Origin of the sequence: Klebsiella sp. GW_Kp182, assembly GCF_040062275.1 — a bacterium.
GTDB classification, from domain to species: Bacteria; Pseudomonadota; Gammaproteobacteria; order Enterobacterales; family Enterobacteriaceae; genus Klebsiella; species Klebsiella michiganensis.
Genome location: NZ_JBEAFQ010000075.1, coordinates 26,599 through 53,328 on the forward strand (window position 1 = coordinate 26,599; position 26,730 = coordinate 53,328).

The window sequence follows — 26,730 nt, forward strand, 5'->3', positions numbered from 1 at the left end:
CCGGGTCGCGGCGTAAATGCCTTACCCGGGCTACCGGAACTCAGACGGCAGTGAACATGTAGCCCGGCTAAGCACCGCGCGAGCCGGGACGTTGCCGAATCACTACACCTCCGCCAGATACAGCGCCGGCATACCCTCTTTATCGGAGGTAAACAGCACCCAGCGGTTATCCGGTGAAAATGACGGATGCGGATGCGTCGCCTGGCGCTCGCCTTCAATCACTTTCCAGGTGGAGTCGTGGCGGCACACCGCAGTCTGCTTATCGGCGGCAATATCAAACACCCAGATAAACGGATCGTTAAGCTGTATATCGCCGGTGCTGTGCGGCGCGCCGTCGCCGACCACCAGGCTGCCATCGTGATTGCTCATCAGATGTGAGCAGGGAGGAATGGCCATCAGCTGGCGATTTTCCAGCGTTGCCGGGTCGGCGCGATACAGATAGCGATGCGGATCGTTTTCCTGATGCGCGACATAGTAAAGCGCGGAACCATCCGGCACCCAGAATTCGTGGGTAAAGCTCTCTCCCGACCGGTGCTGGCGAACCTTGCGCATATGGCTGCCGTCAGCGTTGATAAGCCACATTCGGGCATCGATAGCATCGCGCGGGCCTTCGTGGCAGAAGGCGATGGTGCCGTCATCAAACGGGCGGTAAATTGGGTGGCCGAGCCAGCGTTTTTCCTGCAATACCACGCGCTGCTCGCCGCTGCGCAGGTCGATATTAATCAGCCGGCACTCCGGCTCGGTGAAGTAGAATGCGCGGAACTTGCCCCAGTCGGTCAGCGGCTGCCAGTCGCTTTTTTTGATTTCGATACCCACCATCTGGCTGCAATCGCTATTGGCGACCCAGGTCCCGTAGGCCACCCATTGGTCATCCACTTGATACACCACCTGCTCCTCCAGCGAGGCCAGATCCACGCGGCGCAGCTGCTGGTTGTTTTTCACGTACCACAGCGACCGGTCGTCGGCGGAAAGGAAACCGCCAAAGGTGTTATCGCCCGGCCCGTCGGTGAGCTGGGTGGCCTGCTGGCCGGCGATATCGAGTAAATAGTAGTTCCAGTGGCCTTCAAACGCGCCGCCGAAAATCAGCTTGCTGCCGTCCCGGGTAAAGCATTTTTGATAGAAGTAGTTGCGGTGGCAGATAACATGCGGTGGCGTCATCCGGATCACCTGGTGACCGGTTTCGCTGTCCTGCGTATGCAGAAAGCTCAGCGGGATGATTTTGCCTTTCATGATTCATTCACTCCTTGCTAAAAAAATACCCCGCAGCCGGAGCTGCGGGGTAGGGACCGATAACGGGTTGTTAGCGCATCGCGCGGCGCAGGATACGGTCAGACTGACGCTGGAAGTCAATTGCCGTCTCTTCTACGGTTTTCTGCCCGTAGTCGATGTACTGCAGAGAGGTGCCAAACTGGGCGACGATCTGCGGGTCATCAAAGTATGGCGACACCGAGAGTTTGGCCGGTAGGGACTGCGCCAGGCGCAGACCTGATACCGCCGGATCGTCCTCTTTGATCGCGCCGTTTTCGGTCAGGTATTGCACCGCGACTTTGCTCAGCGGCACGCCGCGCTCAAGTCCCAGCGTCTCAACGCCTTCTTTGCTGTTCAGCAGGAAGTTGATCACCTTCGCCGCCGCTTCCGGATTTTTGGTGGATTTACCAATGGAGAGCATCTGCGCAGGTTTAAAGAACAGACCCGCGTCGGTAGCGCCCGGCAGCATCGGATAGCTGCCCAGCTCCAGCTTCGCCGGCGGCTTCAGGTTGTCGGAGTATTTGTTAATGGTGGAGTTCCACATATAGGTCCCCGCCCACTCGCCCTGAATCCACGGCTTCATTTCATACATATTGCTCTTACCGAACGAGGCATAGTACTTGGTGTCCGGCATGACGTGGCTGTCGATAAGCTTTTTATACATCTGGAAGAATTCGGCCCACTGCTCTTTGCTGTAGGAGAATTTCTTGGTTTTTTCGTCGATAGCCGGCTGGTTGTACTTCTGAATCATATATGAATTGAGCAGCGCCAGGGTGTCCTGGTGCTCCAGCACCACCGGGTAATACTGTTTACCCAGCTTGCTCTCAAAGGTTTTACCCGCCGCCATCAGCTCGTCCCAGGTTTTCGGGTACTCGACGCCGGCTTTTTTCCAGGTCTCGTCGTTGAAGTAGAACACGCGCGCGGTGACGGAAATAGGGATACCGTTAAGCTTGCCGTCCACCGTGGTGGTTTGCAGCTCTTTGGCATCAAACTGGCTCAGGTCGATTACGTCCTTCATCTTATTCAGATCGTAGAAGCCTTCGCCGTTTTTCGAGAAGATCGGCAGCCAGTTCCAGTTAGTTTGCATCACGTCCGGCTCCGTGCCGCCGGCGATTTGCGTGGTCAGGCGCGAAAGATGGCCATCCCAGCCGGTATATTCCGCTTTAACATTAATATCCGGGTTTTGTTTATGAAACTCTTCCAGCGCCTTCAGGGTTACCTGGTGGCGGCCGTTGCCGCCCCACCATGACATACGCAGGTCGACATCCTTCGCCATGGAAGGTAACGCGGTAAGGCCCAAAGTTGCGGAGATTGCGGCGCTTAAAAGCACTTTTTTCATTTTAATACTCCAGGGTTCACAGAGAGATGTTCTGTTCAGTTTTGGCGTCAAAGATATGACACTTGTTGAGATCGAATTTGAAATGCACCGTGCGATGAAGCCCTTTCTCAATCATTGGCTTCGCTTCATCGGAAGGCACGCGGGCGGTCAGTTCATAATCGGCAACCTTCAGGTAGACGAAGAATTCATGGCCCATGTTTTCCACCCGCACCATTTCACCGGCGCAGGAGCCTTCAGCAAACGGTTCATCGGAGATGGAGACGAACTCCGGGCGGACGCCAAAGAACACCTGCTGGTTCTTATGGGTCTCGACCTTACTCTGCAATCTGTCGTTTAGCGGCAGCAGCCCGTCGCCAACGGTCAGATGCAGGCGACCCGCTTGCTCAACCAGCTTGCTGGGACGAATATTCATCTCCGGCGCGCCGATAAACCCGGCCACAAACATGTTTTTCGGCTTGTGATAGAGGTTGTCCGGGGTATCCACCTGCATGATATGGCCCAGCTTCATCACGCAGATGCGGTCGCCCATGGTCATCGCCTCGGTCTGATCGTGGGTAACGTACACGGTGGTCGCCGGTTTACCGGATTTCTTCAGCTGCTTATGCAGGTCGGAAATACGGATGCGCATCGAGGCGCGCAGCTTGGCGTCAAGGTTAGAGAGCGGTTCATCGAACAGGAATACATCCGGTTTCTTCACAATCGCGCGGCCAACCGCCACGCGCTGTGCCTGGCCGCCGGAGAGCTGACGCGGCAGGCGGTCCAGCAGCTCTTCCAGCTCAAGGATTTTCGCCGCTTCGTTTACCTGGGCCTCAATCTGATCTTTCGGCAGCTTGCTCAGCTTCAGGCCGAAGGCAAGGTTTTCGCGTACCGTCATATGCGGATAGAGCGCGTAGTTCTGGAAGACCATTGCGATACCGCGCGCTTTTGGCGCGAGGTTATTCACGATTTTCTCGCCAATCCGCACTTCGCCGCCGCTGATGGTTTCCAGACCGGCCAGCATGCGCAGGGTAGTGGATTTGGCGCAGCCGGACGGCCCAACGATAACCATAAACTCGCCGTCCGCGATTTTCAGATCGATACCATGTACCGCCTTGAAGCCGTTGGAGTAGACTTTTTCCAGTTTGTTGAAAATAACTTCAGCCATGATATTTCCCTCTTAACCTTTAATTCCGCTGCTGGTAACGCCCTGTACGAAGTAGCGTTGTGCCAGGAAGAACACGATGATGGACGGCAGAATGGAGATGCTCGCCATTGCCAGAATTTCGTTCCACGGAGCGCCTTCCGTGACGTCGATGGACATTTTCAGCGCCAGCGCGATGGGGTATTTATCCACGCTGTAGACGTAAATCAGCGGACCGATAAAGTCGTTCATGGACCACATGAACTGGAACAGCGCCACCGAGATAATCGCCGGTTTCAGAATCGGCACCACCACGTACCACAGCACCTGAATAGAGTTGCAGCCGTCAATCTGCGCCGCTTCTTCCATGTCGCGCGGAACGCCGCGCAGGAACTGAATCAGCATGAAGACGAAGAACCCCTGAGTGGCGAAGGCCAGCGGCAGGTACAGCGGCAGATAGCTGTTCAGCATGCCCATTTCACGGAACATCAGGTACTGCGGGATCAGCAGTACGGTGCTCGGCAGGAGCATGGTGGTGATCAGCGTGGCGAACCAGAATTTCTTCCACGGGATCTCGAAGCGGGCAAAGCCGTAGGCCACGATGGTGGAGGAGATAATGGTCAGCAGCACTTTCGGGATCACATACTTGAAGGTGTTCAGCATGTAGTGACCGAAGTTGTACTCGGTGCCGGTTTTCCAGCCGTTGATAAAGCCATCCCATGTCGCGTGGGCAGGCCACAGGCTCAGGGTGGTGAAGATCTCGTGGTTCGGTTTGAACGACGCCGAGAACATCCATACCAGCGGGTAGAGCATCAGCAGGCCGACGAACAGCAGGATCACGTAGCGAATTGAGCGGCTGACTTTTTCACGACGCAGCGTCCGCGCGACTTCACGTTCGGCGATGTCCCTTGCTTCAGAGATTTGTTGGATATCAGCCATTTTTGCCTCCCTTATCGGCGGAGTAGAACACCCAATATTTTGAAGACTTAAACGCAATGGCGGCAAAGACCGCGACCACCAGGAACAGTACCCACGCCAGCGCCGCGCCGTAGCCCATATCGAAGTACTTAAAGGCGGTGTCGTAGATATAGAGCGAGAACAGATAGGTGGAGTAGGTTGGGCCGCCGCCGGTGATGACGTACGGGCCGGTAAACTCCTGGAACGCCTGAGTGGTCTGCATGATGAAGTTGAAGAAAATCACCGGCGTGATCAGCGGCACCGTGACCTTCATAAACATCTGCCATTTTGACGCGCCATCGATCATCGCCGCTTCATATTGTGATTGCGGAACGTTCTGCAGCGCCGCAAGGAAGATGACCATCGCCGAACCGAACTGCCAGACGCGCAGCAGGGTGACGGACATCAGGGCCAGCGAGGGCTCGCCGAGCCAGTTGACCGGGTCGAAGCCAAGTACGCCGATAAAGCTGTTCAGCAGGCCGTCGATAGCAAACAGCGCGCGCCACAGAACGGCGATCGCCACCGAGCTACCGAGAATGGACGGGATATAGTAGGCGGTACGGAAAAAACCGATGCCGCGCAGCTTAAAGTTGAGGACAAAAGCGATCCCCAGCGCGAAAGCCAGCTTTAACGGGATGGTTAAAAAGACATACGCAAACGTCACGCCCATTGATTTCCAGAAGAGGCCATCTTCGGTCAGCATGTAGCGATAGTTTTCGATGCCGTTAAACACCGGTGGACTCATCAAATCGTACTCAGTGAAACTGAGGAAGAAAGATGAAACAAAGGGAAAGGCGGTAAAGACTATCAACCCTATGATATAGGGGGATATCCATGCCAATCCCAGCATTCTGTTTTCATTCATACATACCTACCTGGCTTACGAGTTTGTAATACGGATTCGGGGTTACTGCCTTTCCCGCGGCCCGTGCCGCCGGAAAGTTAATGCGTTCCTGGTATGTCAGCGGTAAATCATTCCTTGTTAACGGTGCGTGTGTTGAGCGCTTTTGCGCGCTTGTCGTCCCTGGAGAACATCTGTTTTTTGATTTTGTCTTACCCGGCGTCCTGATTTTGTAAAACGCCGTTTTAATTTTATTTTATTGCTATTTATTACGGAGTCATTCGGTTGATCGCGGAAATGTGATCAAAGTCGAAACGATGTTTCAAAAAGGTGCTGGCGCGCGCATTTTGCAGGAAACCAGGTCATAGAAAAGGATGAGCGGCAGGCGCAGTGAGGCTATTCAGGCGGGATTAATTGCTCTGCTAATCATTATGCTACGACATACTTTATGACAATTATTATTAGCGGAAAAGTTCAGAAAATGGTGGGCACGCCTGGCATGCCCTGGGGCAGGAGAAATTACTTTTGCAGAAAATCCTGACGAACGGGAGTAAAGGTATCAAGAAGCGTGCCCGGCTTCAGGCAGACGCAGCCGTGCATAATTTCCGGCTTCTTATAGAGCGTATCGCCGGCGCTGACCACGTGCTTTTCATCACCGATGGTGAACTCAAACTCGCCGGAGAGCACGTAGGTGAGCTGCTCGTGCGGGTGATTATGCATCGGCCCGACAGCGCCCGCTTCGAAGTTCACTTCAACCGCCATCATCTTGCCATCGTGCGCAAGGATGCGGCGGGTAACGCCATTGCCCAGATCTTCAAGGGTGGTCTCTTTATGAAAAATAAACATCCGCTGGTCCTGTAATTAAATGAAACAATGTTTCATTTAATCTATCGCATAATCTTCTAAAAGGAAACGATCGTCGGGAGAAGTGGAAAGTCGATCACAACTTTGTTTTACTGAAAACCTCACACAAGGAGGGATGATGAAAACAATTGGTCTGTTAGGCGGCATGAGCTGGGAATCGACGATTCCTTACTACCGGCTGATTAACGAAGGTATTAAAGCGCGCCTCGGCGGCCTGCACTCCGCCAGCCTGCTGCTGCACAGCGTGGATTTCCACGAAATTGAAGCCTGCCAGTCAAGCGGCGACTGGCAGCGCGCGGGCGAGATCCTCGCCCAGGCGGCGGCCGGCCTGCAGCAGGCGGGCGCCGAGGGGATTGTCCTGTGTACCAACACCATGCATAAAGTCGCGCAGGCGATTGAAACGCGCTGCGACGTGCCGTTTTTGCATATTGCCGATGCGACCGGACGGGCGATTACCGCGAAAGGGCAGAACCGCGTTGCGCTATTAGGGACCCGCTATACCATGGAGCAGGATTTTTATCGCGGGCGCCTGCAGCAGCAGTTCGCTATCGACACGCTGATCCCGGAGGCTGAAGATCGTGAGCGGATTAACCAGATCATTTTTGATGAACTGTGCCTCGGCGTCTTTAGCGAGCATTCACGCGACTATTATCTTCAGGTCATCGAGCTCCTGGCGGAGCAGGGGGCGGAAGGGGTGATTTTCGGCTGTACCGAAATCGGCCTGCTGGTGCCGGAAGAGAGCAGCCCGCTGCCGGTGTTTGATACGGCCGCGATCCACGCGGCGGACGCGGTGGAGTTTATGCTGTCGTGAGTACCGCTTCGAGCGGCGTCAGGATACGCGACATGCTGTTTTGCAAATGCAGGGCGAAGGCATCGACCAGCGCGGAGCCGGGGCGGTGCAGCGGGCGCACCAGGCTAACGGTAAAAGGCACTTCAACGCTAAAGCGGCGTACCACCACGCCGTTCCCGGCATAATCGAGGGCGGTGAGCGGGTTAACCACCGAAATGCCGACCCCGGCTCTTACCATCGCGCAGATGGAGGCGGCGCTGTGCGTCTCCACCACCATCCGCCGTTTGACCTGATGTTCGACAAACAGGGCATCGAGCAGCTGGCGATAGCTATCGGTGCGCGACAGGCTAATGTAGTTTTCGCCGTGAAAATCCGCAGGCATCAGCATCGGCTTAGCCGCTAATGGATGGCCCTGCGGCAGTACGCACACTTCATTCAGGGTCAGCAGCGGCGTACGCTCGGTTCCGGCGGGGGTATGCAGGGTTTCCGTCAATCCCAGATCGTGGCGCTGGGCCGACAACCACTCCTCCAGCAGCGGTGATTCCTGGGGGACAATTTGCAGGCTGACGTCCGGGTAGCGCGCTAAAAACGGCGCCAGCAGCAGCGGCAATAGCGATTGGGAGAAGACCGGCAGACAGGCTATCGACAGCTCGCCCTGGCGGAACTCGCGCAGGCTTTCTGCGGCGCTGACGATTCTGTCCAGACCGTACCAGGAGCGCTGCACCTCTTCAAACAGACGTAATCCCTGAACCGTAGGCTGCAGGCGCCCGCGCGTGCGGGAGAATAGCGTCAACCCCAGCACCTTTTCAAAACGCGCCAGCTCGCGGCTGACGGTGGGCTGCGAGGTATGCAGCATGCGTGCGGCCTCGGTCAGATTGCCGGTGGTCATCACCGCATGAAAGATTTCAATATGACGCAGGTTGACGGCGGGCATAGGGGTTCCTTAAGTGGCGCGAGCCATATCATTTTTGCATAGAGTGGCAATAAAACGATATTTTTTATTGCGTACGCGCTGTGGCGTAATCGTAAAAAACAGAAATAACGCACACACAGCACCGGAGTTCCTTATGCCACACTCGCTTTACGCTACCGATACCGACCTGAGCGCAGAAAACCTGCTGCGTCTGCCCGCCGAATTCGGCTGCCCGGTTTGGGTTTACGACGCGCAGATTATCCGCCGCCAGATTGCCCAATTGAGCCAGTTCGACGTGGTGCGTTTTGCGCAGAAGGCCTGCTCCAATATCCACATTCTGCGCCTGATGCGCGAGCAGGGCGTGAAGGTGGATTCGGTGTCGCTGGGCGAGATCGAGCGCGCGCTGGCGGCCGGGTACGATCCGCATCAGCATCCGGACGATATCGTCTTTACCGCCGATCTGATCGACGATGCAACCCTGGCGCGGGTTAAAGAGCTGCAGATCCCGGTCAACGCCGGCTCAATTGATATGCTGAGCCAGCTGGGCGAAGTCTCTCCGGGCCACCGCGTCTGGCTGCGCGTTAACCCGGGCTTCGGCCACGGCCACAGCCAAAAAACCAATACCGGCGGCGAGAACAGCAAGCACGGGATCTGGCACAGCCATTTAACGGCGGCGCTGGAAGTGATGCGTCGCTATCAGCTCCAGCTGGTGGGGATTCACATGCATATCGGTTCTGGGGTCGACTATGGTCACCTGGAACAGGTCTGCGGCGCGATGGTGCGTCAGGTTGTTGAGTTCGGGCAGGATCTGCAGGCGATCTCCGCCGGCGGCGGACTGTCGATCCCGTATCACGACGACGAAGAGGCGATCGATACCGATCACTACTTCGGCCTGTGGAACGCGGCGCGCGAGCAGATCGCTAAACATCTGGGCCATCCGGTCGCGCTTGAGATCGAACCGGGTCGCTTCCTGGTGGCGGAGTCCGGCGTGCTGGTTTCTCAGGTTCGCAGCGTGAAGGAGATGGGCAGCCGCCACTTCGTGCTGATTGACGCCGGTTTTAATGATTTGATGCGCCCGGCGATGTACGGCAGCTATCACCATATTACCGCTCTCGCCGCGGACGGCCGCGATCTGCGCGCCGCGGCGGAGGTTGAAACCGTGGTGGCCGGGCCGCTGTGCGAATCGGGCGATGTCTTTACCCAGCAGGAGGGGGGGAAAGTGGAAACCCGCCTGCTGCCCGCGGTGATGCCGGGGGATTATCTGGTGCTGCACGATACCGGCGCTTACGGCGCGTCGATGTCTTCTAACTACAACAGCCGTCCGCTGCTGCCGGAAGTGCTGTTCGACAACGGCAAAGCACGGCTGATCCGTCGTCGCCAGACCATTGAAGAGCTGTTGTCGCTCGAGCAGCTGTAAGGTGGTGCCCGATGGCGCTTCGCTTATCGGGCCCGCTAATTATGCGTAATACGGCCCGGTGGTGACCGACTCGCGCAGCACCAGCTTGCCGGTAAACGGCGGTATGGTCTCGATCGGCTGGCCGTTGGCCAGCTTGATGGCCTGATCGATAGCGGTGGTGATCATGTTATCGATCGGCAGATAGACCGTCGACAGCCCCGGCTCCAGCCATTTCGCGCTCGGCGCGTCATCAAAACCAAACAGCGAAATATCCTGCGGGATCCGCAGCCCTGCCTGATGCAGCGCTTTCGACGCGCCCAGCGCCATATCATCGTTACAGGAAAACAGCGCGCTAAACGGCGTTTTCTCTTCCAGCAGCTCGCAGCAGAGTTCATAGCCGCGGCTCATGGTGGAGTCGCCGTATTTCACCTTCGCCGGATCCCACTTGATGCCGTGCTTCTTCAGCGCGTTGCGATAGCCTTCCAGGCGAGCTTTACCCGTCGGCGTGTGCATCGGCACGGTCAAACAGGCAATATCGCGATGGCCCTGGGTAATGAGGTACTCAACCGCCTGAAACGCCGCGTCCTGCTGTTCGAAGAACACGCAGCGCTCCCGGGCCTGGCTAACGTCGCGGTTGATCACCACCAGCGGCATGGCGATAGACTCAATCAGCGACATAATCTTCTTTTCGCTCATATGGCGCGTGTAGAGCACGATGGCATCGCACTGGCGATCGGCCAGCATCTGCACCGCCTCTTCTTCACGCTCCGGCGCATCGTGGCCGTCGGTGACGATCAGCTGTTTGCCCCAGGCTTCCGTCTGGCGAGAAGCCTGCTGCAGCAGGCGGCCAAAATAGAAGCCGTCAAAGGTGGAAACCACCAGACCGATGCTGTTGCTCGTGCGGTTTGCCAGCGAGCGGGCGAGAAAGTTTGGCCGATAGCCCAGTTCTTCCATCGCCTTAAAAACCTGTTGGCGGGTGCTCTCTTTCACCTGACCTGTGCCGTTCAACACGCGGGAAACCGTCGCTTTAGAGACGCCTGCGCGAATTGAGACATCCAGCATTGTAGCCATTCATCCGATTCCTGATATCACGTGGTGAACCGCAGTTTATCACAGACATTCAGGGGGATATGGCTTCATGGCGCGGTAAAAAACCATCGCGATCACGCTTTTACAGGAATTGATCGCAGGGAAAAGAAAACCGCAAATGCGGTATGCCAATTATCGCCTTTCTGGAATACCAATGAACGGGTTGGGAGCTTAATCACAGAACTTATTCTCCTCAGTGGCTATTTTTTGGTATGCCAATAGGTGTTTGGCTGTACACCTGGTGCGCTAAAAGCCCTTAAACCTGAGGTATCCTCTATGGCATTGCAGGACAAACTGATCGACTCACTGGGGAGTTTCGCCACGAAATTCAACAGCTACCGCTACATCATGGCGATAAAATCCGCTTTTATTACCCTGATGCCGGTGATCATCGTCGGCGCCTTTTCGGTGCTGATCTCCAATATGGTGCTGGATCCGAAAAACGGACTCGCCAGCTTTCAGGCGCTCTCTTTTCTGGCGGCGCTGAAACCCATTACCAGCGCGATCAACTACGCCACCCTTAACTTTCTTAATATTGGCGCGGTCTTTCTTATCGGCATTGAGCTGGGGCGGATTAACGGCATCAAGAGCCTGTTCCCCGGTCTGCTGGCGGTGATCTGCTTTATCTGCGTGACGCCGACCACCGTCGAAATGATGGTCGACGGGCAAATGCATGAAGTGAAAGATGTGCTGCTGCGCCAGTTTTCCGATACCCGTAGCCTGTTCCTCGGTATGTTTATCGCCATTCTGTCGGTGGAGATCTACTGCTGGCTGGAGGGCCGCAAGGGGCTGAAGATCAAGATGCCGGATACCGTGCCGCCCAACGTATCGGCGTCGTTCTCCGCCCTGATCCCGGCCATTATCACCACCACGGTGATTGCCACCTTTGGCTTTATTTTCCATCGGGCCACCGGCATGTACCTGTATGACGCGGTCTATCAGGTGGTGCAGCAGCCGCTGGAGCGGGTGGTGCAAAGCCTGCCGGGGATCCTGCTGCTGATGTTTGTCGCGCAGCTGTTCTGGGTTATCGGCATCCACGGCAACCAGATGATCAAACCGATCCGCGAACCGCTGCTGCTGGGAGCCATCACCGTCAATATGAGCGCCTTTGAGCAGGGCAAAGAGGTGCCTAATATCATCACTATGCCGTTCTGGGACGTTTATATGAGCATCGGCGGATCGGGGCTGACGATTGGCCTGCTGATCGCGGTCATGATCGCCACCAAACGCAAAGAGATGAAAGAGATCGCCAAGCTGTCGATTGGGCCGGGTCTGTTCAATATTAACGAACCGGTGATTTTCGGCATGCCGATCATGCTCAATCCGATCCTCGCGATCCCTTTTATCATCACGCCGCTGGTGACCGGCAGCATCGGCTACTTCGCGACCGCCGCCGGCTTTGCCGGTAAAGCGGTGGTGATGGTGCCGTGGACCACCCCGCCGCTGATCAACGCCTGGCTCTCTACGGCAGGTTCGATGGGGGCGGTGGTGACGCAGCTTATCTGCATCCTGACCGCGGTACTGATCTATCTGCCGTTCGTCAAAATAGCCTCCCGCCGCGCGGAAAACGCTCAGCGCCAGGCGGAGAACGAGCAGGCCAGCCAACAGATATGAGGACACAATGACGACAGTAAAGATGGCGATCCCCCACGACTTTATCCTCGGCGCCGCCGCTTCCGCGTGGCAAACCGAGGGCTGGAGCGGTAAGAAAGCGGGCCAGGATTCCTGGCCGGATCTCTGGTACAAGAACGACCGCCGCGTCTGGCATAACGGCTACGGCCCGGCGGTGGCGACCGATTTTATCAACCGCTTTCGCGAAGACGTGCAGTTGATGAAGCTGGCGGGGCTGACCCACTACCGCACGTCGATTAACTGGTCGCGCTTTCTCACCGATTATGAAAACGTCACGGTCGATGAAGACTATGCGGCGTACTACGACCAGCTCTTCGATGAACTGCTGGCCAACGGCATCGAGCCGATGATCTGTCTTGAGCACTATGAACTGCCCGGCTATCTGCTGGAGCAGTACGGCGGCTGGGCGTCGAAAAAGGTGGTTGAGCTGTTTGTGCAGTACGCGGAGAAAGTGTTCGCCCGCTATCACCACAAAGTCACGCGCTGGTTTACCTTCAATGAACCGATCGTGGTGCAGACCCGCGTTTATCTGGATGCGCTGCGCTGGCCTTACGAACAGAACACCGGCACCTGGATGCAGTGGAATCACCACAAGGTGCTGGCGACGGCAAAAGTGGTCCGGCTGTTTCGCGAGAAAGGCTATTGCGGCACGGTAGGCTGCATTCTTAACCCGGAGGTCACCTATCCGCGCTCAAAAGCGCCGCACGATGTACGCGCCGCCGAACGCTACGATCTGTTTTATAACCGGGTTTTCCTCGATCCGCTGGTCCACGGCCTCTACCCGCCTGAGCTATTGGCTCTGCTCGAACAGCACGGGGTCTCCTGGGATTACAACGCGGAGGAGCTGGCGATAATCCGCGACAACACCGTTGATGAGCTGGGGATTAACCTCTACTACCCGCATCGGGTTAAGGCTCCATCGCGCGCCTGGCATCCGCAGACGCCGTTCCATCCGGCTTACTACTATGAGCCCTTTGAGCTACCGGGGCGGCGGATGAACCACTCCCGCGGCTGGGAGATTTATCCGCAAATCGTTTTTGATATGGCGATGCGGATCAAGCAGGACTACCGCAATATTCCGTGGTTCGTGGCGGAAAGCGGTATGGGCGTGGAAAACGAAGGGCAGTTTCGCAATGGTGAAGGAACCATTGCCGACGACTACCGGATCCGTTTTATCAGCGAGCATCTGTGGCAAACGCTGCGCGCGCGGGAAGCGGGGGCCAACTGCCACGGCTACATGCTGTGGGCGTTTACCGACAACGTTTCGCCGATGAACGCGTTTAAAAATCGCTACGGGCTGATTGAAATCGATCTGCAAAATAATCGTGCGCGGCGGCCCAAGGCGTCCGCCAGCTGGTTCCGTAAGCTAGGCGAGAGCCGGGAATTGACGCTGGATATTGACGATGAGTGGCGCTAGCCGGGCTGAAATTTTGCTAAGATAGCGGCCGATATTGACTCGCAGGCTCATAACGCACAGGTGATATTGTGGAGAAGGCTATCATTCCGCCGGAAAAGAAACCCTACCAGGAAATAGGTGATGATTTACGCGCACAGATTGCGCAGGGGCGCTATCCCATCGGGTCGCGCCTGCCGCCGGAACGCAATATCGCCGAGACCTACGGCGTGAGCCGGACCATCGTCCGCGAAGCGCTGCTGATGCTGGAGCTGCAGGGGACGGTCGACATTCGCCAGGGCTCCGGGGTGTACGTGATGCGCATCCCGCACGAGGACGATAGCGAGGAAGAACAGATGCTAAGCAGCGACGTCGGGCCGTTCGAAATCCTGCAGGCCCGCCAGCTGCTGGAGAGCAATATCGCCGCTTTTGCCGCCAAAATGGCCACCCGCGCCGATATCGATAACCTGAAGCGGATTATCGAGCAGGAACAGCGGGCGATTGCCGCCAACGATACCAGCCAGGATAACGCCCGGCTGTTTCACCTGGTGCTGGCCGGCGCGACGCAAAATCAGATGCTGCTGGCGACGGTTGAGCGCATCTGGCTGCAGATGGACAGCAGCCCGCTGTGGCAGCAGTTCAACGTGCATATCGCCAGCCGGGCGTACCGGCTGAAGTGGCTCGGGGACCGGCAAACGCTGCTCGCCGCCCTGCGCCGACGCGATGTGATGGGGGCCTGGCAGGCAATGTGGCAGCATCTTGAAAATGTCAAAAACAGCCTGCTGGAGCTTTCCGATGAAGACGCGCCGGACTTTGACGGCTATCTCTTTGAATCGGTACCGATTTTTCAGGGAAAGCTGGTATGATTATTCACCCCCTCTACGCTGTGCCGCAGCACGCTTCATGCTTAACGGAGTGGCTCTGGCGAGCGTTTGGCGCTGACGCGCTGCCGCGGGCGTTCTTCGCCAGCATTGTCGAACATAGCCAGACGCCGGGAGCGCTGCCCATTACCTTTGTGGCCGTGGAGGGCGAGAGGCTGCTGGGCACCGTCGGCCTGTGGCGCTGCGATTTAATCAGCCGTCAGGATCTCTATCCGTGGATGGCGGCGCTTTACGTGGCGCCTGAGGCGCGCGGGCAGGGGCTGGCGGGAAAACTACAGCAGCACGTCATCGGATATGCCAGAGCGCAGGGCTATACCGAGCTATTTCTCTACTCCGCCTGCCGCGATTTTTATGAGCGTTTTGGCTGGCAGTATATCGGCGAAGGCCTGGATTATCCGGCCAGCGCCGTCAGTTTATACCGCTACGATTTATCGCTGTCGAGGGGCGCAATCACCGAGTGACGGCGGACCAGCGTGGGGCTGAAAAGGTGGGTAATCTCCGGCGGCGGGCGATGCTCCGCCAGCGCTAACGCCAGCTCCGCGGCCTGCGTCGCCATGGTGACAATCGGATAGCGTACGGTGGTCAGACGCGGGCGCACGTAGCGCGAAATCAGCACGTCATCAAAGCCAATCAGCGAAATCTCACGCGGCACATCAATCCCGTTATCGTTTAATACGCCCATCGCGCCGGCGGCCATCGAGTCGTTATAGCAGGCGACGGCGCTGAAATTCCTGCCGCGGCCCAGCAGCTCGGTTATCGCCTGTTCTCCGCCGCTCTCATCGGGCTCGGCAAAGGTCACCAGGCGATCGTTGCACGGCAGATCGCTCTCTTTTAACGCTGCCCAGTAGCCCTGCAGCCGGTCTTCAGCATCGGAAATAGCGTGATTAGAGCAGAGATAGCCGATGCGGGTGTGCCCCTGCTGAATCAGGTGGCGGGTCGCGAGCCATGCGCCGTAGCGGTCATCCAGCGCCACGCAGCGCTGCTCGAAGCCGGGCAGGATGCGGTTAATCAGCACCATGCCGGGGATTTGCTGCATCAGCGAGGCCAGTTCGTCATCGGGGATCATTTTTGCGTGGACCACCAGCGCCGCGCAGCGGTGGCGAATCAGCTGTTCAATCGCCTGGCGCTCTTTATGGAGGTTGTGATAGCCGTTACCGATCAGCAAAAAATTGCCGGTATTGTAGGCGACCTGCTCGACGGCTTTCACCATCGCGCCGAAGAAGGGGTCGGAGACATCGCCCACCACCAGGCCGACGGTTTCCGTTGACTGCTGCGCCAGCGCGCGGGCGTTGGCGTTGGGGTGATAATTTAGCGTTTCCATCGCGGCGCCTACCGACTGGCGCGAGGCTTCGCTGGCTTTCGGTGAATTGTTAATAACGCGGGAGACGGTAGCGACGGAGACTCCTGCGAGCCGGGCTACATCCTTAATAGTCGCCATACCAGGCCTTTTTTAGGGTAAGCGTTTACATGGCATTTATGTTACGGGAAAGCGCGGCAGATTCAAGGGTTGGTACTTTTGGGTTAATGCAATTGTGACGCAGATTAGCGTTGCGGGTGAAATAGTTACCCACAGGGGAGCGGAGAATGATTCCGGGAACGGACAATTCACACCTTTGCTTACACTTTGCGATTGGCTGTTGCGAATGTTCGCTGGTTTACCCATTCATTGCATTGATACTCTGGCTATCCCAGAGGTATTGATAGGTGGAGTCAACTTCAGGTTGACCACTTAATTACACCAGCCTGCGCAGATGCGCAGGTTTTTTTTTGCCCGCCGTTAGCCGTTGTTACAGTTCACGAAAAAAGTAATAACTGGTTGCACTTAGGCTCATTCCCTTGCGTTTTATGGCTGGCGCCGGCGGCGGGAAAAACGAGACAATCAGGATCCCAGAGGTATTGATTGGTGAGTTTTTTAAGTACGCTTTTCGTACTGATTATCTTGCACCGACCTGCGCGGATGCGCAGGTTTTTTTTGTCCTGAATTCCGCTCCTCCTGGTGCATTTTCCGTCCCTTCTCATGTAACCTGCTTTGACTGATTAACCGGTCAAACGGAGTTGTTATGCTTTTGGGATTTTTCAGACTACTTTTCAAAGGATTGTACCGGGTCAAGTTAACCGGTGACCCCCAGGCGCTGCACCAGCACAAGGTGCTGATTACGCCAAACCATGTCTCCTTTATTGACGGCGTACTGCTGGCGCTTTTCCTGCCGGTGCGCCCGGTGTTCGCGGTCTATTCCTCAATCAGCGATCGCTGGTTTATGCGCGCGCTAAAGCCGATTATTGATTTTGTGCCGCTGGACCCGACCAAACCGATGTCGATAAAACATCTGGTCCGCCTGATTGAGCAGGGGCGCCCGGTGGTGATTTTCCCGGAAGGGCGGATCTCGGTGAGCGGTTCGCTGATGAAAATTTACGACGGCGCCGCCTTTGTGGCGGCGAAGTCGCAGGCGACCATCGTGCCGCTGAGAATCGAAGGTGCTGAACTAACCCCCTTTAGCCGCCTGAAGGGGCTGGTCAAGCGCCGCCTGTTCCCGCGCATTCAGCTGCATCTGCTGCCGCCGACGCATCTGCCGATGCCCGATGCGCCGCGCGCCCGCGACCGGCGTAAAATTGCCGGTGAAATGCTGCATCAGATCATGATGGAGGCGCGGATGGCGGTGCGCCCGCGCGAAACGCTGTATGAGTCGCTGCTGGCGGCCCAGGACCGCTTCGGCGCGCACAAACGCTGCGTGGAAGATATCAATTTTCAGCCGGACACCTACCGTAAGCTGCTGACCAAAACCCTCTTCGTGGCGCGCATTCTGGAAAAATACAGTGCCCAGGGCGAAAAAATCGGCCTGATGCTGCCGAACGCCGGAATAAGCGCGGCGGTGATTTTTGGCGCGATCGCCCGCGGACGAATCCCGGCGATGATGAACTATACCGCCGGGGTCAAAGGCCTGAGCAGCGCCATTACCGCGGCGGAAATCAAAACCATCTTTACCTCCCGCACCTTCCTCGATAAAGGCAAGCTCTGGCACCTGCCGGAGCAGTTGACGCAGGTGCGCTGGGTATTTCTCGAAGATTTAAAAGGCGAGGTTACCGCCGCCGATAAGCTGTGGATTTTTGGCCATCTGCTGATGCCGAAGCTGGCGCAGGTTACGCAGCAGCCGGAAGACGCGGCGATGATTCTGTTTACCTCCGGCTCGGAAGGCAATCCGAAAGGGGTCGTGCATAGCCATAAAAGCCTGTTGGCCAACGTCGAGCAGATTAAAACCATTGCCGACTTTACCGCCAACGACCGCTTTATGTCGGCGCTGCCGCTGTTTCACTCCTTTGGCCTGACGGTCGGCCTGCTGACGCCGCTGTTTACCGGCGCGGAGGTCTTCCTCTATCCCAGCCCGCTGCACTACCGCGTGGTGCCGGAGCTGGTATATGACCGCAACTGTACCGTGCTGTTCGGCACCTCCACCTTCCTTGGCAACTATGCCCGCTTTGCGAATCCGTATGATTTTTATCGCCTGCGTTACGTTGTCGCCGGGGCGGAGAAGCTGCAGGAGAGCACAAAGCAGATCTGGCAGGACAAGTTTGGCCTGCGCATTCTTGAAGGCTACGGCGTCACCGAATGCGCGCCGGTGGTATCGATCAACGTGCCGATGGCGGCGAAAGTGGGCACCGTTGGCCGCATTCTGCCGGGGATGGACGCGCGTCTGCTGGCCATGCCCGGTATTGAAGAGGGGGGCCGTTTACAGCTTAAAGGGCCGAACATCATGAACGGCTATCTGCGGGTGGAAAATCCCGGCGTGCTGGAAGCGCCCGCGGCGGAAAACCAGCACGGCGTAGTCGAGGCCGGCTGGTATGACACCGGGGATATCGTCAGCTTTGACGAACAGGGCTATGTGCGGATTCAGGGCCGCGCGAAGCGCTTTGCCAAAATCGCCGGTGAGATGGTGTCGCTGGAGATGGTCGAGCAGGTGGCGCTGGCGGTTTCGCCGGACAAAATGCACGCCACGGCGATTAAACAGGATGCCAGCAAAGGCGAGGCGCTGGTGCTGTTTACCACCGATAATGAACTGAATCGTGAAAAACTGCTGCGCTATGCCCGTGAACACGGCGTACCGGAGCTGGCGGTACCGCGCGACATTCGCTGGCTGAAGCAGCTCCCGGTACTGGGCAGCGGCAAGCCGGACTTTGTCACCCTTAAAGGCATGGTTGAACAGGCGGAAGGTTCGGATGAGTGAGTCAGTACACACTAACACGTCGCTGTATTCGAAAGGGATGATGGCGGTTATCTGCGCCCAGTTTCTTTCGGCGTTTGGCGATAACGCGCTGTTGTTCGCCACCCTGGCGCTGATGAAGCAGCTGTTCTACCCGGAGTGGAGCCAACCGGTATTACAGATGCTGTTTGTGGGCGCTTACATTCTCTTCGCGCCGTTTGTCGGACAGTTTGCCGATAGCTTTGCCAAAGGGCGGGTGATGATGGTGGCGAACGGCCTGAAGCTGGTTGGTGCAGGCTGTATCTGCTTTGGCGTGAATCCGTTTATTGGCTATACGCTGGTGGGCATCGGCGCTGCCGCCTATTCTCCGGCTAAATACGGCATTCTCGGCGAGCTGACCACCGGCGATAAGTTAGTGAAAGCGAACGGCCTGATGGAGTCCTCGACCATTGCGGCGATCCTGCTTGGCTCGATGGCGGGCGGTATCCTGGCGGACTGGCATATCATGGCGGCGCTCGGCGTCTGCGCGGTGGTGTACGCCGGCGCGGTGGTCGCCAACCTGTGGATCCCGAAGCTGCCGGCGGCGCGTCCCGGACAGTCGTGGCGCTTCAGGCCGATGACCCACAGCTTCTTTAGCGCCTGTACGACGCTATGGCGCAACGGTGAGACCCGCTTTTCGTTAGTCGGCACCAGCCTGTTCTGGGGGGCGGGCGTGACGCTGCGCTTCCTGCTGGTGCTGTGGGTGCCGGCGGCGCTGGGCATTACCAGCAACGCCATGCCGACCTACCTTAACGCGATGGTGGCGGTGGGGATTGTGCTGGGGGCCGGCGCGGCGGCGAAGCTCGTGACGCTGGAAACGGTGTCGCGCTGCATGCCCGCCGGGATATTGATTGGCGTGGCGGTCATCTTTTTCGCCATCCAGCAGGCGCTGCTGCCGGCGTTTGCCCTGCTGCTGCTGCTCGGCGCGTTCGGCGGCTTCTTTATCGTGCCGCTTAACGCCCTGCTGCAGGAGCGAGGGAAACATACGGTCGGCGCGGGCAACGCTATCGCGGTGCAGAACCTAGGCGAAAACGTGGCGATGCTGCTGATGCTGGGCCTCTATTCGCTGGCGGTGAGCATCGGTATTCCTGTCGTCGGCGTAGGGATTGGCTTTGGCGTGGTGTTCGCCCTGGCGATTACTGCCCTGTGGATTTGGGGACGGCGTAAATAATCTCCCGGAGGCGGCGCGTCGCGCCTGTCCGGGCTACAAACTGCGCGAACTTGTAGCCCGGACAGATGCGTAGCATCGCCCCCGGGGGCTTTTACGGCCTTACGGTGCCGGGTAGGTATAAACCTGATGCACCGCTTCAATCTCGGCTAAAACCTCTGCGCTCAGCTCCAGATGCAGGCTTTCGACGTTGGTTTTCAGCTGCTCCATGGTGGTCGCGCCCAGCAGGGTGCTGGCGACAAACGGCTGACGACGTACGAAGGCCAGCGCCATCTGCGCCGGGTCAAGATTGTGCCGCTTCGCGATATCGACATAGGCCGCCACCGCTTTTTGCGTTTGCTCGCCGCTGTAGCGCGTAAAACGGCTGAACAGCGTATTGCGCGCGCCTGCCGGTTTTGCGCCGTTGAGGTATTTCCCGGTCAGCGTGCCGAACGCCAGGCAGGAATAGGCCAGCAGCTCCACGCCTTCATACTGGCTAACTTCCGCCAGGCCCACTTCAAAGCTGCGGTTCACCAGGCTGTACGGGTTCTGGATCGTCACGATGCGCGGCAGGTCGTGCTTGTCCGCCAGATGAAGATAGCGCATCACGCCAAACGCCGTTTCGTTAGAGACCCCGATATAGCGAATCTTGCCGGCGCGCTGGAATTCGGCCAGCGCGTCCAGCGTATCCAGCAGGGTGACGACCGGGGCGGAATCGGCCCAGGTGTAGCCCAGCTTGCCGAAACAGTTGGTCGGGCGCTGCGGCCAGTGTACCTGATAGAGGTCGAGATAATCGGTCTGCAGGCGCTTCAGGCTGTCGTGCAGCGCCTCGCGGATATTTTTACGATCCAGCTTGTGGTCAGGACGAATGCTGCTGTCGTTATTGCGGGCAGGGCCGCTCACTTTAGAGGCGATAATCAGCTTTTCGCGATTGCCGCGCTTCGCCAGCCAGTTACCGACGTAGGTTTCCGTCAGGCCCTGGGTTTCCGGGCGCGGCGGGACGGGATACATTTCCGCGACATCAATCAGGTTAATGCCCTGACTCACCGCGTAATCGAGCTGCTCGTGCGCGTCTGCCTCGCTATTCTGCTCACCAAACGTCATTGTGCCCAGCCCCAGCGTGCTGATTTCAAGAGAACTGTGTGGGATACGGTGATACTGCATAGCCGGCTTCCTTTTTTATCAACAAGGTCAGGCGTTCCCCGACAAAGGAATATAAAAATGGCAGAGGGGGAGAAAAAGGGGAAGTAAAAAAATCAAAAAAGCCGGGCTGACGGAATCCGGCCTGATGAATCCTCGCGGACAGATCAGGTGTATCCCGACTTTTCTCTGAATGCTGAAGAATAAAGAACGCTGCTCAACGGTGCGATAAAACGCTAAATCGCGACCTGACGGCGGGGCCTAGCGTTTAATAATCTGCGAAACGTCGTCACGATTGATCTGCATTTTATTACCCTGCTGATCTTCGTAGCTGATAAGGCCGGTGTCGTCGTCTATGGCGGGTTTGCCGTCAGTCAGAATCATGCGACCATCTTTGGTTGCCATGACGTAATCGCTGCTGCAACCGGAAACCGAGAACGCCAGTCCTACGGCGGAAATCAATACTGCCCATTTTTTCATCGCTATCACCCCTATTATAGCCGCACCTCGTACCAGTATATTAATAGCCTGATTTGTGAGACATAAAAAGCAGTTAAGTCTTAAAAAAGAATTGCAGCCCGTTTCAGGGCTGCATTTTAGCGGGCTACAGCGGATTTTTTTTATTGCGCAGCAGGTTGAGACTTTCAACCGCAATCGAAAAGAACATCGCGAAATAGATGTAGCCTTTCGGCACGTGCACGTCGAAACTTTCGAGCATCAGCGTAAAGCCGACGAGGATCAAAAACGACAGCGCCAGCATTTTCACCGAAGGATGGCGGTCAACAAAATCGCCTATCGAACGGGCGGCAACCATCATTACCAGCACCGCGATAACCACTGCCGCCATCATAATAAACAGATGGTCCGACAGCCCGACGGCGGTGATCACCGAATCGAGGCTGAAAATAATATCCAGCAGCATAATCTGCACGATGGCGCCCATAAATGAATGGACGTTGGTTTTCAGCCCTTCTTCTTCGCCTTCAATGGATTCGTGAATTTCTTTACTCGCCTTCCAGATCAGGAACAGCCCGCCCAGCAGGAGGATCAGATCGCGAAACGAGATCTCCTGGCCTAGCACGGTAAAGAGAGGATTAGTGAGCTTGACGACCCACGCGATTGACGCCAGCAGCGCCAGACGCATGATCATCGCCCCCATCAGCCCAATACGGCGGGCGTGTGCCCGTTGCGCAGTGGGCAGTTTTGCCACCACCAGAGAGAGGAAAATAATATTATCGATCCCGAGCACTATCTCCAGCAGCGTCAGCGTACCAAGCGCCAGCCAGGCGTTAGGATCGGTTACCCATGCAAATAACATCGTTCAAAGTCCTGCAAAATAGAAAGATGCGATTATATGCAACCGCCACGGCAGAACAAAAAATTAATCATCTCCAGGCCGTTATTTCGAGGAGAGAAGGAAATGGCGGGCGAGCAGGGCGGCGGTAAAGTTTTTCTTCAGATAGAAACCGCGCGGTAGGGTGAGGATCGGTTCGCCGCGGGCGCCTACCGCCTCGGTCAGCGCTTTACTGTTTGCCGCTTTCGGGCGCAGCTGCAGCACTTCGCCGTGGCGGGCGGTGATACGCTCGACCTGGCCGAGGACGATCAAATCCATCAGCTCTTCCCAATCCATACGCAGCTGGCGATCTTCTTCTTCGCTGGGGCTCCACAGCAGCGGTGCGCCGACGCGACGTTCGGCCAAAGGAATCGCGCGATCGCCCTCTACCGGTACCCACAGTACCCGCTTGAGCTTATGACGCACGTGGCTGCTCTCCCAGGTGACGCCGCTGTTGCCGGTCAGCGGCGCGACGCAGACAAAGGTGGTTTCCAGCGGGCGACCTGATGAATCGATGGGGATGGTTTTCAGCTCGACGCCGAGGGCGGCGAAATCCTGCTCCGGCTTGCTGCCTGCGCTGGCGCCAAGCCATATCTCCAGCAGGATGCCGATCCAGCCTTTATCACGTTTTAAATCGCGCGGAATCGGAATCCCGGCAAGCTGGGCCAGCTCCCCCAGCGAATAGCCTGCCAGCTGCTGCGCCTGGGCCAGAAGCTGCTCCTGGCTTTGCGGGGGGGATAAGAGCGGCGCGATGGTCGGCATAGCGTAAAACCTCTGACTAAAAAGTGAGCAGTAATTTCATCCGTTGTGGATAGAGTTTACCTTTTCTTGAGTAAGTATGACAATTTGATGATTCATATGGTTTTTTTTGCGATTTTTTGCCGCGGTGAAAATGGTGAAACCGGGTTTTCCAGAACTGGTCACCGACAATGAACAGGATCTTACACCCTGTTATCCACAGAAAAATGGGATAACTGGGGAAAAGCCCCACTACTGTTTCCATTTACAGCCTTGACGTGAGATGAAAATCGAGTTTTTAGACAAAATATGCCCAGAGCACATGCGTAATCTGTGGATAAAACCAACATTGCTCGATCTTTCATCAGTTCCAGGATCTCTTATGTGATGATCGTCACGTTATACTGTGAATTATGAAATTTTAACATGCTAACTTTATGAAAATTAGGTCATTATAATCCGGTGCTATCGCTACGCTGTTCGGATGATTCCGGGTTTTCCCTGGTTAATTCCGTACTTCTTCACAACTCTATCCACAGAAAAAGTGAATAAAATCGTCCGGGTATGGCTTTCGCTGTTTATAACTCCGGGTATTACTGTGAGTTATTCAAATGTTATTCGATCTCATCCCCCTCACAGAGTGGTTTACCGTTTCCAACGAGTGTGAAACAATCATTCACATTGAAGCTTATTTTGAGGTAGTCCGGTGATTGATGACGATGGCTACCGCCCAAATGTCGGTATTGTAATCTGTAATCGCCAGGGCCAGGTTATGTGGGCCAGGCGCTATGGTCAGCACTCGTGGCAGTTCCCGCAAGGGGGCATAAATCCAGGGGAATCAGCAGAGCAGGCGATGTATCGGGAATTGTTCGAAGAAGTTGGGCTAAGCCGTAAAGATGTGCGGATCCTTGCTTCAACCCGTAACTGGTTGCGTTACAAATTGCCTAAACGTTTGGTGCGTTGGGACACAAAGCCGGTATGTATCGGCCAGAAACAGAAGTGGTTTCTCCTGCAATTGATCGGCAGCGATGCGGATGTCAATATGCAAACCAGCAGTACACCTGAGTTTGATGGCTGGCGATGGGTAAGCTACTGGTACCCGGTGCGTCAGGTGGTGTCGTTTAAGCGCGACGTATACCGCAGGGTGATGAAAGAGTTTGCCAGCGTCACCATGGCGCTGGCGGAAAGCACGCCTAAGCCGCAAAGCGCGCCTGCATATCGACGTAAAAGAGGTTAAGCCACGCACATTATGCTCACTCGGTTGCGAGAAATAGTCGAGAAGGTCGCGAGTGCGCCGCGTTTAAACGAGGCGCTGGATATCCTGGTCACCGATATCTGCGCCGCGATGGAGACGGAAGTCTGTTCGGTTTATCTGGCTGACAATGACCGACGCTGTTATTACCTGATGGCGACGCGCGGGTTGAAAAAGCCGCGCGGGCGCATCGTTGCGCTCGCTTTTGACGAAGGCCTGGTGGGCCTGGTTGGCCGCCTGGCCGAACCCATTAACCTCGCCGACGCGCAAAAGCACCCCAGCTTTAAATATATTCCCGCGGTCAAAGAGGGCCGCTTTCGCGCCTTCCTCGGCGTGCCGATTATCCAGCGGCGTCAGCTGCTCGGCGTGCTGGTTGTGCAGCAGCGCGAACTGCGCCAGTTTGACGAAAGCGAAGAGTCCTTCCTGGTCACCCTGGCCACGCAAATCGCCGGCATTCTCTCTCAATCCCAGCTGAACGCGCTGTTTGGTCAATATCGTCAGACCCGCATCCGCGCGCTGCCCGCCTCGTCAGGCGTGGCGATTGCCGAAGGCTGGATGGACGTCAGCCTGCCGCTGATGGAGCAGGTTTATGAAGCCTCGACGCTCGATACCGCTTCCGAGCGCGAGCGGCTGACCGGCGCGCTGGAAGAGGCGGCGAATGAGTTTCGCCGCTACAGCAAACGCTACGCTGCCGGCGCGCAGAAAGAGACGGCGGCCATCTTTGACCTCTATTCGCACCTGCTTTCCGACGCGCGCCTGCGCCGCGAGCTGTTCGCTGAAGTGGATAAAGGCGCGGTGGCCGAATGGGCGGTGAAGAAGATTATCGAGAAATTCGCCGAACAGTTTGCCGCGCTCAGCGACGGCTATCTGAAAGAGCGCGCGGGCGATCTGCGCACGCTGGGCCAGCGGCTGCTTTTCCATCTCGATGACAGTATCCAGGGGCCCAATACCTGGCCGGAGCGCATCGTGCTGGTGGCGGATGAACTGTCGGCCACCACCTTGGCGGAAGTTCCTCAGGATCGTTTAGCCGGCGTGGTGGTGCGCGATGGCGCGGCGAACTCCCACGCCGCGATTATGGTGCGCGCGCTGGGCATTCCGACGGTGATGGGGGCGGATATTCAGCCTTCGCTGCTGCACGGCCATACCCTGATTGTCGACGGCTATCGCGGCGAGCTGCTGGTGGATCCCGAGCCGGTGCTGCTGCAAGAGTATCAGCGCCTGATCAGCGAAGAGAACGAGCTTAGCCGCCTGGCCGAGGACGATCTTGAACGCGCTTCCGAACTGAAAAGCGGCGAGCGGGTAAAAGTCATGCTCAACGCGGGCCTGAGCCCCGAGCATGAAGAAAAACTCGGCAATTTCGTCGACGGTATTGGCCTTTACCGTACCGAAATCCCCTTTATGCTGCAAAGCGGCTTCCCTTCCGAAGAGGAGCAGGTTGCCCAGTATCAGGGCATGCTGCAGATGTTCAACGAGAAATCGGTGACGCTGCGCACGCTGGACATCGGCGCGGATAAACAGCTGCCGTATATGCCGATCAGCGAAGAGAATCCGTGCCTTGGCTGGCGCGGTATTCGGATCACGCTCGATCAGCCGGAGATCTTTCTGGTACAGGTCCGCGCGATGCTGCGGGCCAACGCGGCAACCGGAAACCTCAGCATCCTGCTACCGATGGTCACCAGCCTGGATGAAGTGGATGAGGCTCGTCGCCTGATCGATCGCGCCAGCCGCGAAGTGGAAGAGATGATCGGCTACGCCATTCCCCGCCCGCGTCTTGGCGTGATGCTGGAAGTGCCGTCGATGGTCTTTATGCTGCCGCAGCTGGCGAACCGCGTTGATTTTATCTCCGTTGGCACCAACGATCTGACCCAGTACATTCTGGCGGTGGATCGCAACAACACCCGGGTCGCCAGTATGTATGACAGCCTGCATCCGGGGGTACTGCGGGCGCTGGCGATGATTGCCCGCGACGCCGAGCGTTTTGGTATCGACCTGCGCCTGTGTGGCGAAATGGCGGGCGATCCGATGTGCGTGACGATCCTGATTGGTATGGGCTATCGTCATCTGTCGATGAACGGTCGTTCGGTGGCGAGAGTGAAGTATTTGCTGCGGCGCATCGATATCAATGAAGCCCAGGAGCTTTCCCAGCGTAGCCTGGAAGCGCAGATGACCGCCGAAGTGCGCCATCAGGTCGCGGCTTTTATGGAGCGACGCGGACTCGGCGGCCTGATTCGCGGCGGCCGCTAGCACGGGCTACGGTTCATGAATTTGTAGCCCGGGTAAGGCGTTAGCCGTGATCCGGGACAACGCTGACGAGGTTCGGGCGGCCTGAGGGTTGGGTAGCCCGGACAGATGCGCCGCATCGCCTCCGGGAAGTTCAGCGGCTCCGCGCTCTGCTCCCGGGGGCGGCGCAAAGCGCCTGCCC

23 protein-coding genes and 1 pseudogene are annotated in these 26,730 nt (G+C 57.0%); 10 read left to right on the forward strand and 14 right to left on the reverse strand.

Features of this window, described 5'->3' with window-relative positions; all coding sequences use genetic code 11:
- Positions 1-102: 102 nt before the first annotated feature.
- From ABLU88_RS27545 to ABLU88_RS27570, 6 genes are all read right to left on the reverse strand, one after another.
- Entirely contained in the window at positions 103-1,230 is a 1,128-nt protein-coding gene (locus tag ABLU88_RS27545) for an oligogalacturonate lyase family protein (protein ID WP_004853899.1), read from the reverse strand.
- A gap of 70 nt (positions 1,231-1,300) precedes the next feature.
- On the reverse strand, positions 1,301-2,587 hold the full coding sequence (locus tag ABLU88_RS27550; protein ID WP_348838727.1) for an ABC transporter substrate-binding protein: 1,287 nt from the start codon (positions 2,585-2,587) through the stop codon (positions 1,301-1,303).
- A 16-nt stretch (positions 2,588-2,603) separates the two neighbouring features.
- Positions 2,604-3,731, reverse strand: coding sequence for an ABC transporter ATP-binding protein (locus tag ABLU88_RS27555; protein WP_014226681.1), 1,128 nt, complete (start codon positions 3,729-3,731; stop codon positions 2,604-2,606).
- A gap of 12 nt (positions 3,732-3,743) precedes the next feature.
- Positions 3,744-4,646, reverse strand: coding sequence for a carbohydrate ABC transporter permease (locus ABLU88_RS27560; RefSeq protein WP_014226680.1), 903 nt, complete (start codon positions 4,644-4,646; stop codon positions 3,744-3,746).
- Positions 4,639-5,529 carry a sugar ABC transporter permease gene (locus tag ABLU88_RS27565; protein WP_014226679.1) on the reverse strand — a complete coding sequence of 297 codons (891 nt, stop codon included), beginning with the start codon at positions 5,527-5,529 and terminating at the stop codon, positions 4,639-4,641. Before ABLU88_RS27565 ends, ABLU88_RS27560 begins: the two co-directional genes overlap by 8 nt.
- Before the next feature lie 495 nt (positions 5,530-6,024).
- Complete coding sequence (locus tag ABLU88_RS27570; protein ID WP_046876730.1) at positions 6,025-6,351, reverse strand: cupin domain-containing protein; 327 nt, start codon at positions 6,349-6,351, stop codon at positions 6,025-6,027.
- A 136-nt stretch (positions 6,352-6,487) separates the two neighbouring features.
- Here ABLU88_RS27570 and ABLU88_RS27575 point away from each other — a divergent pair, with 136 nt between their 5' ends.
- Positions 6,488-7,180, forward strand: a complete 693-nt coding sequence (locus ABLU88_RS27575) for an aspartate/glutamate racemase (RefSeq protein WP_025107407.1) — start codon at positions 6,488-6,490, stop codon at positions 7,178-7,180.
- On the opposite strand, the gene ABLU88_RS27580 is transcribed toward ABLU88_RS27575, so the two are convergent.
- Positions 7,167-8,093: a LysR family transcriptional regulator gene (locus ABLU88_RS27580; RefSeq protein ID WP_201208762.1), complete on the reverse strand. Its 927-nt coding sequence runs from the start codon at positions 8,091-8,093 to the stop codon at positions 7,167-7,169. The genes ABLU88_RS27575 and ABLU88_RS27580 overlap by 14 nt on opposite strands.
- A 133-nt stretch (positions 8,094-8,226) precedes the next feature.
- Between ABLU88_RS27580 and lysA the strand changes: the two genes are divergently transcribed.
- Positions 8,227-9,489, forward strand: coding sequence for a diaminopimelate decarboxylase (lysA, locus tag ABLU88_RS27585; protein ID WP_348838732.1), 1,263 nt, complete (start codon positions 8,227-8,229; stop codon positions 9,487-9,489).
- 39 nt (positions 9,490-9,528) lie between these two features.
- Here lysA and ABLU88_RS27590 read toward each other — a convergent pair whose 3' ends face one another.
- Positions 9,529-10,530: a LacI family DNA-binding transcriptional regulator gene (locus ABLU88_RS27590; RefSeq protein ID WP_162097180.1), complete on the reverse strand. Its 1,002-nt coding sequence runs from the start codon at positions 10,528-10,530 to the stop codon at positions 9,529-9,531.
- 303 nt (positions 10,531-10,833) lie between these two features.
- Here ABLU88_RS27590 and ABLU88_RS27595 point away from each other — a divergent pair, with 303 nt between their 5' ends.
- From ABLU88_RS27595 to ABLU88_RS27610, 4 genes are all read left to right on the forward strand, one after another.
- A complete protein-coding gene (locus ABLU88_RS27595) occupies positions 10,834-12,171 on the forward strand; it encodes a PTS transporter subunit EIIC (protein ID WP_348838734.1) in 1,338 nt (445 codons plus the stop codon).
- Between the two features lie 7 nt (positions 12,172-12,178).
- Positions 12,179-13,606 carry a glycoside hydrolase family 1 protein gene (locus tag ABLU88_RS27600; RefSeq protein WP_348838736.1) on the forward strand — a complete coding sequence of 476 codons (1,428 nt, stop codon included), beginning with the start codon at positions 12,179-12,181 and terminating at the stop codon, positions 13,604-13,606.
- 68 nt (positions 13,607-13,674) lie between these two features.
- Positions 13,675-14,448, forward strand: coding sequence for a GntR family transcriptional regulator (locus ABLU88_RS27605; protein WP_004105268.1), 774 nt, complete (start codon positions 13,675-13,677; stop codon positions 14,446-14,448).
- Positions 14,445-14,924 carry a GNAT family N-acetyltransferase gene (locus tag ABLU88_RS27610; RefSeq protein WP_348838739.1) on the forward strand — a complete coding sequence of 160 codons (480 nt, stop codon included), beginning with the start codon at positions 14,445-14,447 and terminating at the stop codon, positions 14,922-14,924. Before ABLU88_RS27605 ends, ABLU88_RS27610 begins: the two co-directional genes overlap by 4 nt.
- On the opposite strand, the gene galR is transcribed toward ABLU88_RS27610, so the two are convergent.
- Positions 14,885-15,901, reverse strand: a complete 1,017-nt coding sequence (gene galR, locus ABLU88_RS27615) for an HTH-type transcriptional regulator GalR (protein WP_014839434.1) — start codon at positions 15,899-15,901, stop codon at positions 14,885-14,887. The genes ABLU88_RS27610 and galR overlap by 40 nt on opposite strands.
- 622 nt (positions 15,902-16,523) lie before the next feature.
- Here galR and aas point away from each other — a divergent pair.
- Both aas and lplT read left to right on the forward strand, forming a co-directional pair.
- The gene (gene aas / locus ABLU88_RS27620) at positions 16,524-18,683 is read left to right on the forward strand and encodes a bifunctional acyl-ACP--phospholipid O-acyltransferase/long-chain-fatty-acid--ACP ligase (protein WP_049072052.1); all 2,160 of its coding nucleotides are present in this window, start codon (positions 16,524-16,526) and stop codon (positions 18,681-18,683) included.
- On the forward strand, positions 18,676-19,869 hold the full coding sequence (gene lplT, locus ABLU88_RS27625; RefSeq protein WP_025107412.1) for a lysophospholipid transporter LplT: 1,194 nt from the start codon (positions 18,676-18,678) through the stop codon (positions 19,867-19,869). Before aas ends, lplT begins: the two co-directional genes overlap by 8 nt.
- 99 nt (positions 19,870-19,968) lie before the next feature.
- Here the strand turns inward: lplT and ABLU88_RS27630 are convergent, their stop codons facing one another.
- The 5 genes and pseudogenes from ABLU88_RS27630 to ABLU88_RS27650 all read right to left on the reverse strand — a co-directional run.
- Positions 19,969-21,009 carry an NADP(H)-dependent aldo-keto reductase gene (locus ABLU88_RS27630; RefSeq protein ID WP_014226662.1) on the reverse strand — a complete coding sequence of 347 codons (1,041 nt, stop codon included), beginning with the start codon at positions 21,007-21,009 and terminating at the stop codon, positions 19,969-19,971.
- Between the two features lie 237 nt (positions 21,010-21,246).
- The gene (locus ABLU88_RS27635) at positions 21,247-21,465 is read right to left on the reverse strand and encodes a YgdI/YgdR family lipoprotein (protein ID WP_004105255.1); all 219 of its coding nucleotides are present in this window, start codon (positions 21,463-21,465) and stop codon (positions 21,247-21,249) included.
- Positions 21,466-21,589: 124 nt separating this feature from the next.
- Positions 21,590-22,303, reverse strand: a complete 714-nt coding sequence (locus tag ABLU88_RS27640; protein WP_004105253.1) for a TerC family protein — start codon at positions 22,301-22,303, stop codon at positions 21,590-21,592.
- Positions 22,304-22,384: 81 nt separating this feature from the next.
- Entirely contained in the window at positions 22,385-23,080 is a 696-nt protein-coding gene (gene mutH / locus ABLU88_RS27645; RefSeq protein ID WP_014226661.1) for a DNA mismatch repair endonuclease MutH, read from the reverse strand.
- An 88-nt stretch (positions 23,081-23,168) separates the two neighbouring features.
- Positions 23,169-23,309: pseudogene (locus ABLU88_RS27650) on the reverse strand (hypothetical protein); the annotation flags it as partial.
- Positions 23,310-23,762: 453 nt separating this feature from the next.
- Here ABLU88_RS27650 and rppH point away from each other — a divergent pair.
- Positions 23,763-24,293, forward strand: coding sequence for an RNA pyrophosphohydrolase (gene rppH / locus ABLU88_RS27655; RefSeq protein WP_004124593.1), 531 nt, complete (start codon positions 23,763-23,765; stop codon positions 24,291-24,293).
- A 12-nt stretch (positions 24,294-24,305) separates the two neighbouring features.
- Positions 24,306-26,552 (forward strand): phosphoenolpyruvate--protein phosphotransferase, encoded by a 2,247-nt coding sequence (gene ptsP, locus ABLU88_RS27660; protein WP_014226660.1) that lies wholly within the window; start codon positions 24,306-24,308, stop codon positions 26,550-26,552.
- The last annotated feature ends 178 nt before the right edge of the window (positions 26,553-26,730 follow it).